Below are 12,851 nucleotides of genomic sequence, written 5' to 3' on the forward strand. Positions count from 1 at the left end.
TATGAACGATCAGGTGATTATATTCGACACCACATTGCGTGACGGCGAACAAGCACTTTCAGCAAGTCTAACAGTGAAAGAGAAGCTGCAAATTGCTTATGCGCTCGAGCGTCTAGGTGTTGATGTTATCGAAGCTGGTTTCCCTATCTCCTCTCCAGGTGATTTTGAATCGGTACAGACGATTGCGAAACACATTAAAGATAGCCGCGTATGTGCCTTGTCTCGCGCCGTAGCCAAAGACATTGATGCCGCTGCCGAAGCCTTGAAGGTAGCGGATGCGTTCCGTATCCATACCTTCATTTCCACCTCGACCGTCCACGTTCAAGACAAACTGCGCCGCAGCTACGACGATGTGGTTGAGATGGGTGTAAAAGCGGTCAAGCATGCTCGCAACTACACCGATGACGTTGAATTCTCGTGTGAAGACGCAGGTCGTACCCCTATCGATAACTTGTGTCGTATGGTGGAAGCCGCTATCGATGCTGGCGCTCGTACCATCAACATTCCAGACACCGTAGGCTACACCGTCCCAAATGAATTTGGTGGCATCATCCAGACCCTTTTCAATCGCGTTCCAAACATCGACAAAGCCATCATCTCTGTGCACTGTCACGATGACTTGGGTATGTCAGTGGCAAACTCTATCGCAGCAGTACAAGCCGGTGCTCGTCAGATCGAAGGTACTATCAATGGAATCGGTGAGCGTGCAGGTAACTGCTCACTAGAAGAAATCGCGATGATCATCAAGACTCGTCAAGAGTTCTTAGGTGTGCACACAGGTCTTCAGCACCAAGAAATCCACCGCACCAGCAAGCTAGTGTCTCAGCTATGTAATATGCCGATTCAGGATAACAAAGCGATTGTTGGCGCGAACGCGTTCAGTCACTCTTCAGGCATCCACCAAGATGGCATGCTAAAGAATAAGAATACTTACGAGATCATGACGCCTGAGTCTATTGGTCTAAAAAACAAAGCGTTGAACCTAACTAGCCGTTCTGGTCGCGCAGCCGTCAAGAGCCATATGGATTCAATGGGTTACAGCGAGCATGAGTACAACCTAGATACCTTGTATCAAGATTTCTTGAAGCTTGCGGATCGCAAAGGTCAGGTATTCGACTACGACCTAGAAGCATTAATGCACTTTGCTAACTTGCGCGAAGAAGACGACTTCTTTAAGTTGAACTACTTGAGCGTTCAATCAGGCAGCATCATGGCGACCACCAGCATTAAGATCCAATGCGGTGACGAAGAGAAATGCGAAGCGGCAGTAGGTAACGGTCCGGTTGATGCACTTTACCAATGTATCTATCGCGTAACGGGTTACGACATTGTGCTAGACAAGTTTGATTTGACAGCAAAAGGCGAAGGTGAAGATGGCTTAGGCCAAGCGGATATCATCGCTAACTACAAAGGCCGAAAATATCACGGTACGGGGGTCTCAACCGACATCGTTGAGGCTTCAGGTCAGGCACTACTTCATGTTATCAATAGTATCCATCGTGCTGATCAAATCGAAGTGATGAAGCAAAACAAAGTTGAAGCGGTATAAAAGTTAATACTCGGCTTCTGTACTAGACGGAGCCGAGCCAAAAATTTGTTTGCTCGTACTACAACGAGTAGACCTAAAAATATAAGCAAATACAACATTTAAGGAAATTAGCCCCATGGCAGGTACTTACAAGATTGCGGTTCTACCGGGTGACGGTATTGGTCCAGAAGTAATGGCTCAGGCTCATAAAGTGCTTGATGCAATTTCAGAGAAACACAACATTACCCTAGAGCGTGAAGAGTTTGATGTAGGTGGCATTGCTATTGATAACCACGGCTGCCCGCTTCCTGAGGGCACGGTAAAAGGCTGTGAAGAGTCAAACGCGATTCTGTTCGGTTCAGTTGGCGGTCCTAAGTGGGAACACCTGCCACCAAACGATCAACCTGAACGTGGTGCGCTACTTCCACTTCGTAAACACTTCCAACTGTTCTGTAACCTACGTCCTGCACAGATTCACGCAGGCCTAGAGGATTTCTCTCCACTGCGCGCAGATATCTCCGCAAAAGGTTTCGATATCGTGGTAGTTCGTGAGCTTACTGGCGGTATCTACTTCGGTCAGCCAAAAGGTCGTGAGGGCGAAGGCCCAACAGAGAAAGCCTTTGATACTGAGGTTTACCACCGCTACGAGATCGAACGCATCGCTAAGATCGCGTTTGAATCAGCACGCCTTCGTAACAAGAACGTTTACTCAATCGATAAAGCCAACGTTCTACAAAGCTCTATCCTATGGCGCGAAGTAGTGGAAGAAGTTGCGAAGGATTACCCAGATGTGACGCTTAACCACATGTACATCGATAACGCGACGATGCAGCTTATTAAAGACCCTGCACAGTTCGACATCATGCTTTGCTCAAATATCTTCGGCGATATCATCTCTGATGAGTGTGCGATGATTACAGGTTCTATGGGCATGCTGCCATCAGCAAGCCTTAACGAAAGTCAGTTCGGTCTTTATGAGCCAGCAGGCGGTAGTGCACCAGACATCGCCGGCAAGAACATTGCAAACCCTGTTGCTCAGATCCTTTCTGCTGCGCTGATGCTACGCTACAGCCTAGGTGAAGAAGCGGCGGCACAAGATATTGAAGCGGCCGTGAGTAAAGCCCTAGCAGCGGGTGAGCTTACCGCTGACCTAGCGGGTGACAAGCCAGCGCTAAGCACCTCTGAGATGGGTGACAAGATCGCTGCATACATACTGAATTCATAATTAAAAACACTGCCCTAGCCGATGGCCGTTCTATTCGGCTAGGGGAAGCAAGGAATTAAGCAATGTCAAAAACTCTATACGAAAAAGTCTACGACGCTCATATCGCCGTCGAAGCAGAGGGTGAAAACCCAATCCTTTATATCGACCGTCACTTGGTTCACGAAGTAACTTCACCACAGGCTTTCGATGGCCTACGTGAAAAAGGTCGTAAAGTGCGCCAAGTAGGCAAAACATTTGCCACTATGGATCACAATGTGTCTACCACCACTAAAGACATCAACGCTTCTGGTGAGATGGCACGGATCCAAATGGAGACGCTATCGAAAAACTGTGAAGAGTTTGGCGTGACTCTTTATGACATCAACCACAAATACCAAGGCATCGTCCACGTTATGGGTCCAGAGCTGGGTATTACCTTGCCAGCGATGACTATCGTATGTGGTGACTCTCATACCGCGACGCACGGTGCATTTGGCTCTCTTGCCTTCGGTATTGGTACCTCAGAAGTTGAACACGTTCTAGCGACGCAAACTCTCAAGCAATCGCGCGCTAAGACCATGAAGATTGAAGTGCAGGGTAAAGTGGCTCCTGGCGTGACAGCAAAAGATATCGTTCTAGCCATCATCGGCGAAACAACGGCAGCGGGCGGTACTGGATACGTCGTTGAGTTCTGTGGTGAGGCCATCACTGACCTTTCTATGGAAGGTCGTATGACGGTATGTAACATGGCTATTGAGCTAGGCGCGAAAGCAGGTCTTGTCGCACCAGATGAGACAACGTTTGAATACCTAAAAGGCCGTAAATTCGCCCCTCAAGGCGCAGAATGGGATGCTGCTGTTGAGTACTGGAAAACATTCAAAACTGATGCTGATGCGACCTTTGATGCGATCGTCACGCTAAACGGCGCGGACATCAAACCTCAAGTCACTTGGGGTACTAACCCAGGTCAAGTTATCGCCGTTGATCAGCCAATTCCAGCTCCAGAAAGCTTCGCCGATCCTGTTGAGAAAGCATCAGCAGAAAAAGCGCTGGCTTACATGGGTCTAGAGGCGGGTAAATCGCTAAAGGATTATAAAGTAGACAAGGTATTTGTTGGCTCTTGTACTAACTCTCGTATCGAAGATATGCGTGCAGCGGCAGAAATTGCCAAAGGACGTCAGGTTGCTTCACACGTTCAAGCGCTTATCGTACCTGGCTCTGAGCAAGTTAAAGCTCAGGCAGAAGCGGAAGGTTTAGACGCTATCTTCAAGGACGCAGGCTTCGAATGGCGCCTACCGGGTTGCTCTATGTGTCTTGCCATGAACAATGACCGTTTAGGCCCACAAGAGCGCTGTGCATCAACCAGTAACCGTAACTTCGAAGGTCGCCAAGGTCGTGATGGTCGTACGCACCTAGTAAGCCCTGCGATGGCCGCGGCAGCCGCCATTGCTGGACATTTCGTTGATATCAGAGAGCTAGACTAAGAAGGAACATACCATGTCAGGATTTAAACAACACACCGGCTTAGTCGTACCTCTTGATGCCGCCAACGTCGATACCGATGCGATTATCCCTAAGCAGTTCCTGCAAAAGGTAACTCGTACGGGTTTTGGTCAGCACCTATTTCACGACTGGCGCTTCCTAGACGATGCGGGTAAACAGGATAACCCCGAGTTTGTCATGAACGCCCCTCGTTACCAGGGAGCGAGCATTCTGCTTGCGCGCGAAAACTTCGGTTGTGGTTCATCCCGTGAGCACGCCCCTTGGGCACTGGCCGATTACGGCATCCAAGTGATGATTGCCCCAAGTTTCGCAGACATCTTCTACGGTAACTCCATCAATAACCAGATGGTACCAGTTCGTCTTACCGAGCAAGAAGTTGATGAGCTGTTCACTTATGTTCAGGCGAATGAGGGTGCTGAGATCACCGTTGATCTAGAAGCAATGAAAGTGACGGCTAATGGACAATCTTATAGCTTTGAAATCGATGAGTTCCGCCGTCATTGCCTACTGAACGGTCTTGATAACATCGGCCTAACACTTCAACACGAAGAGAAGATTGCGGCTTACGAAGCGAAGATCCCGAACTTCTTAAAATAGCCCGTTAACGATTTAGTTGAACTAGCCAATCCCAGCCCTACTTTCTTAGTAAGGCTGGGATTTTTTTATATAGATTGTCACTACACTGAAAGAACTCGGCTCAGAGTCGGGTCTGTTGGATTAATCACTTAACGGAATGGATATTCGCTATGCTACGTGTTCTCTCTTTGGCTTTTCTCATGTTTGCCACCAGTGTTTTCGCAGCACCAAAATCTGAGCTTTGGTCGTATTGGGATAAAAGTAATGACAGCAACACGCAAAGTGTCTCCCATCAAGACTGGCAGAGCTTTCTAGACCGCTACTTGGTCACCGAAGGCGAGAATACTCTAGTGCGCTATGTCCGTGTTTCTCCCAACGATAAGCAAGCACTCAAAACTTACATTAACGACCTAGCCCGAATAGACCCTAGACAGCTCAGCCGCGCTGAGCAGTATGCCTACTGGGTCAACCTCTATAACGCCATCACTGTCGATTTGATCCTTGATGAGTACCCAGTGAAATCCATCACTAAGCTTGGAGGGCTATTTAGCTTTGGACCGTGGGGTGATGAGGTGATTACTATTACCGGGCAAGCGCTCACCTTAAACGATATTGAGCACCGCATACTTCGCCCAATTTGGAACGATCCTAGAACACACTATGCCGTTAACTGTGCCAGCCTTGGTTGTCCAAATCTGCAGACTCAGGCATTCACTACCGATAACACCGAAGCACTGCTAGAAAGTGCAGCCAATGCATTTGTGAACTCATCGAAAGGCGCTAGCATTTCTGGCGACACCATAACTCTGTCGTCTATTTATGAGTGGTTTGAGGCAGACTTTGTGCAAGATGGCGGTGCATTGAAGCATATGGCGAAGTATCGCCCTGATCTTGCCAATTTCGATGGCAAGATCAAATACGATTACGATTGGAACTTAAACAGTAAGTAAGGGTTAAAAACTTGAGCCTGGCTGCTTCAAGAACTCGATTTCGTCCAAGGTAGAGGCTCTACCTAAAATCTCATTTCGGTGAGGGTATCGTCCAAAGCGCTCGATAATCGCTTTGTGGCGATACTCAAAATCTAGGTTATTTTCTATTCCATTGCTTTTAAATAACCGTACCGCTTCTTCATGTATTTTCAACGATTCGCTGTGCATATAGGGCATGTAAAGAAAGGTGCGCTGTTCGGATGTTAACTTTTCATCAGCACCGCTCGCGACTGCCTCTTGAGCTAATGCCAAAGCCATAGGATCCGAGGAAAAAGACTCGGGGGTTCCTCTAAACAGATTTCGAGAAAACTGATCAAGAACGATCACTTCCGCAAGTCTGCCTTCGGCCGTTGAGCGCCAATGATAGAGTTCCCCTTGGCGCGCTTGTTCATGAAGCGCTGCAAACCTTTGAGTAATAAGCTCATCTAGCGCTGTATCTCCAGAAAACCAATCCTTTGGTGATAACTCTTGAAACCAGAAATCGAGTACATCCTTGTCGGTTAGCATTATTTGAACCCTTTCACTTTTTTGATGAGATCATAAGCGTTTTGGATCTCTTGCGATTTCTCTTTTGCTACGTTCATCATCTCTGGAGGTAGACCTTTCGCCATAAGCTTGTCTGGGTGGTGTTCATTCATTAGCTTTCTGTAAGCACGTTTAACGGCTTTTGAATCAGCATCCTCAGAAATACCCAGCACATCATAGGCATCAGAAAGCTGCGAGGCGCTGCTTGCTTGCTGCCAATTTCCCTGCTGACCACCTTGGTAGTGACCACCACCAAAGTTGCCACCGCCTTGCTGGAAGCGGAATGCCGCTTCTTGCATACGCAGGCGCTGTTCAAGCTGTTGAGCCGAGAAGCCTAAGCCTTGTGCGATACGATGCAAGACCTCTCGCTCTGTCGGGTGAACACTACCATCTGCGAACGCAGCCGAGATTTGAAGCTCTAAGAAAAACTGCAATAGGTCATGGCGACCACCAGAGGAGATACGTACTTTATCAAGTACACGTTCAAGCGGAAATTCAGCTGATTTACCATCACGAAACGCTTCTTGTGCCGCACGTTTTTGCTCATTGTTGAGGTTCATGCGATCCATCATGATAGTCGCTAGCTGGATCTCTTCTGGTGTCACCTGCCCTTTAGCTTTGGCAACGTGCCCCATCACCGCATAAGCAGCATTGAGAAACTCTTCTTGACGCTGCGCTTGGTCCGCACCACCAAACCCGCCGCGATTAAACCCACCACGAGCAAAGCCGGATTGGTTGAGTCGGCGCGCTTTGTCAAACTGGTGCCCCAAAAACAAGCCAAACAGCGCCCCTAACGGGCCGCCAAACAACATGCCGAAAAATACGCCTAAAATTTTACCTATCATGTGATGTATGTGCTCTTTATTTATGAATTTTTGCGCTGATTCGCAGTCTACTAGTGTCGTTGAGGTCAATTTCCTTTATGATAGAGGCCGTCTTATAAACGATTCAATATCAATCGAATTCAACTGAATGAATCAAGTTAAACAGGATAGTACAACTCGATGTCACGTTTTTCCCGCACTTATCTAGCGGCCTCTATTGGTGCTGCGCTGCTAGCGTCTTACGCAAATGCCGAAGAAACATCGAAAAACAGTGGACAATCCATGCCACCAGCAGAGCAGTGCTCTGTTGATACTGCACAAAGTTCAGACTCCAATCAAGAGCCAATCAATATTGAGGCCGACTCTCTGGAGGCCATCAATGGCGAGCGTGCAACATACAAAGGCGACGTGGTGGTTGTCCAAGGTAATAAAACCATTACTGCTGACAGCGTGACGCTCCACCAAGACGACAACGTCGTCGTCGCTGAAGGCAATGTCACCATTGACGATGGCCAGTTTAATGCCGTATCTGACAAAATCACTAACGATTTAAATAAAGATGTCATTACTGCTGAAAACACGCAGTATAAAATGTTGTGTGGGGGTGGACGCGGCGATGCTGTGTACATTTCAAAAACGGGCAAGTCGCTCTATCAAATCAACGATGGCTCGATCACCACTTGTCCAGAAGATGACAATTCATGGCGCTTTCTAGCCGATGACATTCGAGTCGATCAAGACAATGAAGTAGCTACCCTTTACGGGAGTCGTGTGGAAGTAAAAGATGTCCCGATCTTCTACATGCCTTATATGACGATGCCTACCAGTAACAAGCGAAAAACCGGTGTCCTATTCCCGTCACTTTCACTAGGCTCAAAAAACGGCCTGGAGCTACAGATCCCAGTTTACTGGAACCTAGCCCCTAACTACGACTTGCTTACCACTTTCCACTACATGCAAACGCGTGGCTTGCAACTAAAAGGGGATTTTCGCTATCTGACCTCAACCAGTAGTGGGGAATTGAAAGGCGAGTACCTTGCTGACGACCAAAAATACCCCGAGAAAGATCAGCGCTGGGCATTCCAGTACAAAAATAACAGTAATTTTGGTCAGCACTGGAAATTGGATGTCGATTACTCTCAAGTAAGTGATAACGACTACTTCCAAGATCTCGACTCTAGCATCGGTAGCCGCTCAGAAGGTCAACTGTCGCAAAAAGGGACTGTTGCCTATCGAGAGCAGTTCTGGGATGCGGCGATCACGGTTCAAGACTTCCAAATTCTGGTTGATGATACTAAGCCTTACCGCTTAATGCCGCAGTTTGAATTTAACTACTACCGCCCTGAAATTTATCAAAACCTGAACTTTGATTTGGTCAGCAGTATCTCTCGCTTTGAGACCGACGATGAGAAAAAGCCTTCGGCGACTCGTGTTCACGTGGAGCCTGGCATCACTCTGCCTCTTTCAAATACTTGGGGTACTTGGACAACCGAAGCTCGCTACCTCTTAACGCAATATAATCAAGATATTGACAACCTAAACATCGCTGATGTCGGTCCGTTGGAAGAAAAAGTCACTCGTGCATTGCCAGAGTTTCGCACTCATGCGGGCATGGTGTTTGAGCGCGACACCGCCTTTATTGATGGTTACACACAAACCCTAGAGCCGCAGGTTCAATACTTGTACGTGCCAGAAGTTGATCAAAGTAATATCTTTAATTACGACACCACTTTATTGCAAACCGATTACTACGGCCTGTTCCGTAGCCGTCGTTTCAGTGGCGTGGACAAAGTCGCAGCAGCCAACCAAATTAGCTACGGTGCGACGTCGCGTTTTTACGATGGTGGACAAAAAGAACGTCTAGCAGTCTCATTTGGTCAAATTTACTACCTTGATCCGGCAAGTAAAAACCCAAATAGCGCCACCGACAATGAGTCTTCAAACTACTCATCATGGGCAATTGAGACCGATTTTAACTACAACGATCGCGTGTTCTACCATGGCGGGATTCAATATGATATTGATTCATCTTCGGTATCACTCGCCAATAGTGCAGTCGAGTATCGGGTCGAAGACGACTTCATCCAAGCCAACTATCGCTACGTGACCAAAGAGTACATCGAAAGTATTAACAGCTATAGCAACGATGAACTGTCAAAGTTAACACGTAACGGTATAAACCAAGTTGGCCTTTTAGGTGGTTATCAAATTAACCGCAACTGGATCGCAACTGGTCAGTATTACTATGACATGACCGAGCGCGTATCCATTGAATGGCTGGCCAAATTAGAGTATCAATCGGATTGTTGGTATTTTGGTGTCGACTACAGCCGCCAACTTCGTAGCTGGGAGTCTGGTATTGTGGGTATTGGCGGCGCTAACTTCGAAGACAATATTCGATTTAGCTTTGGTATCACAGGTCTTGGTGGCAGCTCACGTGCCCCTGAGCCACCAAATGGTAACGCGCTGAAATACGGCAGACCGTTTATACTTAACCAATAATCGCCAAGCCGTCACACGATGACATCATGCAAGGAACTTAATTCACTTCACAGACTCATAGTCTGTGAAGTTTTCACTGGGAATATCGATGAAATTTATTAGTACACTCTTTTCAACTTGCCTATTGGCGGCCATGTCGTTTCAAGCAGCAGCGGAGCCCGTTGAGCTTGACCGTGTTAGAGTCATTGTTAACGATGGCGTGATTTTGCAAAGTGATATCGACTCAGCTACCAAAACCCTCACAGCTAACGCGCGTAAGAACAACCAAGAGCTGCCTTCAGACGATATTTTGCTAGAACAGATCTTAGATAAACTGATCCTAGAAAAACTGCAGCTTCAAGAAGCTGAGCGTATCGGTGTTCGTATCGACGATAACCGCTTGTCACAAGCCCTTGGCGATATCGCAGCAAACAACGAGCAAACCCAAGAGCAGCTTCGTCAAACGGTCGCCGAAGAAGGCCTATCATGGGAAGCATTTCGCGAGCAAATTCGTGATGAAATTGCTGCCAGTGAAGCACGTAATGCTATGGTAAGACAGCGCATCAACATTCTTCCTGCAGAGGTTGATAACCTTTCTGAGCTGCTCGCGAAAGAAAGTGACGCGACAGTGACTTACAAGATCCGCCACATTCAGCTTCGCTTTAACGATGGTGAAGATAAGAGCGTTCAAGAGAAGCAAGCAGAAACCATTATCGAACGACTAAACGGCGGTGAAGACTTCGCAACCATGGCCTATACCTTCTCGAAAGGTCCAAAAGCACTAGAAGGTGGTGATTGGGGCTGGATGCGTAAAGAGGAAATGCCAACTATCTTTGCTGACCAAATCAACATGCAGACCAAAGGAACCATCATTGGTCCATTTCGTAGCGGCGTTGGTTTTCACATCCTGAAAATCGAAGATGTGAAAGGTCTAGAAACCGTCTCTGTGACTGAAGTAAATGCCCGTCATATTCTGATCAAGCCAACGGTTATCCTTAGTGATGAGGGCGTGAAACGTCAGCTCAACACCATTATTCAAAAAGTTCAATCTGGTGAAGCGAGCTTTGCCGAAATGGCTGAACAGTTCAGCCAAGATCCAGGCTCAGCAGTACAAGGTGGTGAACTCGGCTATCAAACCCCAGAGCTTTATGTGCCTGAATTTAAGCACCAAGTGGAAACCCTACCGGTTAAACAGATCAGTGAACCATTTAAAACCGTTCACGGCTGGCACATTGTAGAAGTTCTGGATCGCCGCGATGTCGACAAAACAGGTTCTGCGATGCAAAACCGTGCATACCGTATCCTATTTAACCGTAAGTTTAATGAAGAAGCATCAGCATGGATCCAAGAACTTCGTGCGAGTGCCTTTGTAGAGATGGTTGAGGACGAAGAGAATGCAACCAATTAAGCGCATTATCGTTACCGCCGGTGAGCCGGCGGGCATCGGCCCCGATTTGGCGGTAGCTTTGTCGCAAAAATCATGGCCACATCAAGTGGTCATTTGCGCAGATAAGTCACTGATAGCGAATCGAGCTAAGCAACTTGGTATCAACGTCGAACTGGTTGACTTCGACGAGCAGAACTTTGATTCCCAACAGCAAGGGCGCCTGGTCATTCTCCATGAACCGTTATCCGTTCCTGCAAAAGCTGGCGTTCTGGATGAAAGAAACGGTCAGTACGTACTAAATACCCTAGAAAAAGCCGCAAAAGGCTGTATGAATGGTCAATTTGATGCTATTGTCACCGGCCCTGTGCACAAAGGGGTGATCAATCGCGCTGGCGTTAGCTTCAGTGGCCATACTGAGTTCTTTGCTGAGGTATCCAATACACCACTTGTGGTGATGATGCTAGCAACGGAAGGGTTAAGAACGGCACTGGTTACAACACACCTTCCTTTAACGGAGGTGCCTAATGCCATCACCGAGGATCGCGTAACGCGAATCGTCGACATACTGCATCACGATTTGGTCACCAAGTTTGGCATCAAAACGCCAAACATCTATGTCTGCGGCCTAAACCCTCACGCGGGTGAAGATGGCTGCCTAGGTATGGAAGAGATTGAAACCATCACTCCTACCCTAGAGAAACTTCGCACAGAGAAAAATTATCAGCTTGTTGGCCCACTACCCGCCGACACGATATTTAATGACAAATACTTACGCGAAGCAGATGCTGTCTTAGGCATGTATCACGATCAAGTCCTTCCTGTATTGAAATACAAAGGCTTTGGTCGTTCAGTAAACATCACTCTTGGTCTACCCTTTATAAGGACATCGGTTGATCATGGCACTGCGATTGATCTTGCTGGCACAGGCCAAGCAGACTTTGGCAGCTTTGAGACAGCGCTGGCGTACGCAATAGACTTAGTAGAGAGCAGACAATGAGAAATGATGTCCACTTAGGGCACAAGGCCAGAAAACGCTTTGGTCAGAACTTCCTGAACGATCCGTACATCATCGATGGTATCGTATCTTCAATTAACCCAAGACCGGGCCAAAACCTGGTTGAGATCGGTCCGGGTCTTGGCGCGATTACTGAGCCAGTGGGTAAAGAAGTCGACAAGTTTACGGTTATCGAACTCGACCGTGACTTGGCACAGCGTCTGCGTACTCACCCAGATCTTGCTGACAAGCTAACGATTCACGAAGGCGATGCAATGCGTTTTGACTTCACTCAGCTGGTGAAGCCAAACAACAAACTTCGTATCTTTGGTAACCTACCATATAACATCTCTACGCCTTTGATGTTCCACCTATTTGAATTCCATAAAGACATTCAAGACATGCACTTTATGCTTCAAAAAGAAGTAGTTAACCGTCTAGCAGCAGGGCCTGGCAGTAAAGCTTATGGCCGTCTAACGGTCATGGCGCAGTACTACTGTAAAGTGGTACCTGTACTTGAAGTTCCGCCAACAGCATTCGTGCCGCCGCCGAAAGTTGACTCAGCGGTCGTGCGCCTAGTGCCTTACGAGGAGCTACCGTACCCAGCAACCAGCCTTAAATGGCTCGATCGCGTATGTCGCGAAGGCTTCAACCAGCGTCGTAAGACCGTGCGTAACTGCTATAAAGCACTCATGTCCGCAGAAACCCTGGAAGAGCTTGGTGTGAACCCATCAATGCGCCCAGAGAACCTGACGCTGCAACAGTTTGTTGACATGGCAAACTGGCTCGACGCCAACCATGGATAATACAAATCAATAACAGAAAAAACGCTCACTAGCT

11 protein-coding genes are annotated in these 12,851 nt (G+C 47.6%); 9 read left to right on the forward strand and 2 right to left on the reverse strand.

The annotated features are described in order from the left end of the window. Position 1 precedes the first annotated feature (1 nt). The 5 genes from leuA (at position 2) to ACVA6Q_RS10230 (ending at position 5,761) form a co-directional block, all read left to right on the forward strand. Complete coding sequence (gene leuA, locus ACVA6Q_RS10210) at positions 2-1,549, forward strand: 2-isopropylmalate synthase (protein WP_446647417.1); 1,548 nt, start codon at positions 2-4, stop codon at positions 1,547-1,549. 115 nt (positions 1,550-1,664) lie between these two features. Continuing rightward, entirely contained in the window at positions 1,665-2,753 is a 1,089-nt protein-coding gene (gene leuB, locus ACVA6Q_RS10215; protein ID WP_446647418.1) for a 3-isopropylmalate dehydrogenase, read from the forward strand. A gap of 62 nt (positions 2,754-2,815) precedes the next feature. Then, positions 2,816-4,216, forward strand: a complete 1,401-nt coding sequence (gene leuC / locus ACVA6Q_RS10220) for a 3-isopropylmalate dehydratase large subunit (protein WP_353497057.1) — start codon at positions 2,816-2,818, stop codon at positions 4,214-4,216. Between the two features lie 13 nt (positions 4,217-4,229). After that, the gene (leuD, locus tag ACVA6Q_RS10225; RefSeq protein ID WP_446647419.1) at positions 4,230-4,832 is read left to right on the forward strand and encodes a 3-isopropylmalate dehydratase small subunit; all 603 of its coding nucleotides are present in this window, start codon (positions 4,230-4,232) and stop codon (positions 4,830-4,832) included. Between the two features lie 149 nt (positions 4,833-4,981). After that, entirely contained in the window at positions 4,982-5,761 is a 780-nt protein-coding gene (locus ACVA6Q_RS10230) for a DUF547 domain-containing protein (RefSeq protein ID WP_446647420.1), read from the forward strand. 3 nt (positions 5,762-5,764) lie between these two features. Here ACVA6Q_RS10230 and ACVA6Q_RS10235 read toward each other — a convergent pair whose 3' ends face one another. Together ACVA6Q_RS10235 and djlA are read right to left on the reverse strand one after the other, a co-directional pair. Beyond that, positions 5,765-6,307, reverse strand: coding sequence for a DUF924 family protein (locus tag ACVA6Q_RS10235; protein ID WP_418641968.1), 543 nt, complete (start codon positions 6,305-6,307; stop codon positions 5,765-5,767). Next, positions 6,307-7,170 carry a co-chaperone DjlA gene (djlA, locus tag ACVA6Q_RS10240; RefSeq protein WP_418641967.1) on the reverse strand — a complete coding sequence of 288 codons (864 nt, stop codon included), beginning with the start codon at positions 7,168-7,170 and terminating at the stop codon, positions 6,307-6,309. The genes ACVA6Q_RS10235 and djlA overlap by 1 nt, the downstream gene beginning before the upstream one ends. Before the next feature lie 159 nt (positions 7,171-7,329). On the opposite strand from djlA, the gene lptD reads away from it, so the two are divergent. The 4 genes from lptD to rsmA all read left to right on the forward strand — a co-directional run bounded on the left by lptD (position 7,330) and on the right by rsmA (position 12,817). Next, complete coding sequence (lptD, locus tag ACVA6Q_RS10245; RefSeq protein ID WP_446647421.1) at positions 7,330-9,651, forward strand: LPS assembly protein LptD; 2,322 nt, start codon at positions 7,330-7,332, stop codon at positions 9,649-9,651. A 133-nt stretch (positions 9,652-9,784) separates the two neighbouring features. Next, the gene (gene surA / locus ACVA6Q_RS10250; protein ID WP_418642259.1) at positions 9,785-11,038 is read left to right on the forward strand and encodes a peptidylprolyl isomerase SurA; all 1,254 of its coding nucleotides are present in this window, start codon (positions 9,785-9,787) and stop codon (positions 11,036-11,038) included. Continuing rightward, positions 11,025-12,014, forward strand: coding sequence for a 4-hydroxythreonine-4-phosphate dehydrogenase PdxA (gene pdxA / locus ACVA6Q_RS10255; protein ID WP_353497063.1), 990 nt, complete (start codon positions 11,025-11,027; stop codon positions 12,012-12,014). The genes surA and pdxA overlap by 14 nt, the downstream gene beginning before the upstream one ends. Beyond that, positions 12,011-12,817, forward strand: a complete 807-nt coding sequence (gene rsmA, locus ACVA6Q_RS10260) for a 16S rRNA (adenine(1518)-N(6)/adenine(1519)-N(6))-dimethyltransferase RsmA (RefSeq protein ID WP_353497064.1) — start codon at positions 12,011-12,013, stop codon at positions 12,815-12,817. Before pdxA ends, rsmA begins: the two co-directional genes overlap by 4 nt. Positions 12,818-12,851 lie beyond the last annotated feature (34 nt).

The organism is Vibrio sp. DNB22_10_4 (genome assembly GCF_052879755.1).

What these genes read in the sequence shown, in the direction of transcription:
- leuB (WP_446647418.1), top strand. Translation starts at nt 1,665, where the DNA reads ATGGCAGGTACTTACAAGATTGCGGTTCTACCGGGTGACGGTATTGGT.
- djlA (WP_418641967.1), bottom strand. Translation starts at nt 7,170, where the DNA reads ATGATAGGTAAAATTTTAGGCGTATTTTTCGGCATGTTGTTTGGCGGC.
- pdxA (WP_353497063.1), top strand. Translation starts at nt 11,025, where the DNA reads ATGCAACCAATTAAGCGCATTATCGTTACCGCCGGTGAGCCGGCGGGC.
- ACVA6Q_RS10230 (WP_446647420.1), top strand. Translation starts at nt 4,982, where the DNA reads ATGCTACGTGTTCTCTCTTTGGCTTTTCTCATGTTTGCCACCAGTGTT.
- leuA (WP_446647417.1), top strand. Translation starts at nt 2, where the DNA reads ATGAACGATCAGGTGATTATATTCGACACCACATTGCGTGACGGCGAA.
- ACVA6Q_RS10235 (WP_418641968.1), bottom strand. Translation starts at nt 6,307, where the DNA reads ATGCTAACCGACAAGGATGTACTCGATTTCTGGTTTCAAGAGTTATCA.
- surA (WP_418642259.1), top strand. Translation starts at nt 9,785, where the DNA reads ATGTCGTTTCAAGCAGCAGCGGAGCCCGTTGAGCTTGACCGTGTTAGA.
- lptD (WP_446647421.1), top strand. Translation starts at nt 7,330, where the DNA reads ATGTCACGTTTTTCCCGCACTTATCTAGCGGCCTCTATTGGTGCTGCG.
- rsmA (WP_353497064.1), top strand. Translation starts at nt 12,011, where the DNA reads ATGAGAAATGATGTCCACTTAGGGCACAAGGCCAGAAAACGCTTTGGT.
- leuC (WP_353497057.1), top strand. Translation starts at nt 2,816, where the DNA reads ATGTCAAAAACTCTATACGAAAAAGTCTACGACGCTCATATCGCCGTC.
- leuD (WP_446647419.1), top strand. Translation starts at nt 4,230, where the DNA reads ATGTCAGGATTTAAACAACACACCGGCTTAGTCGTACCTCTTGATGCC.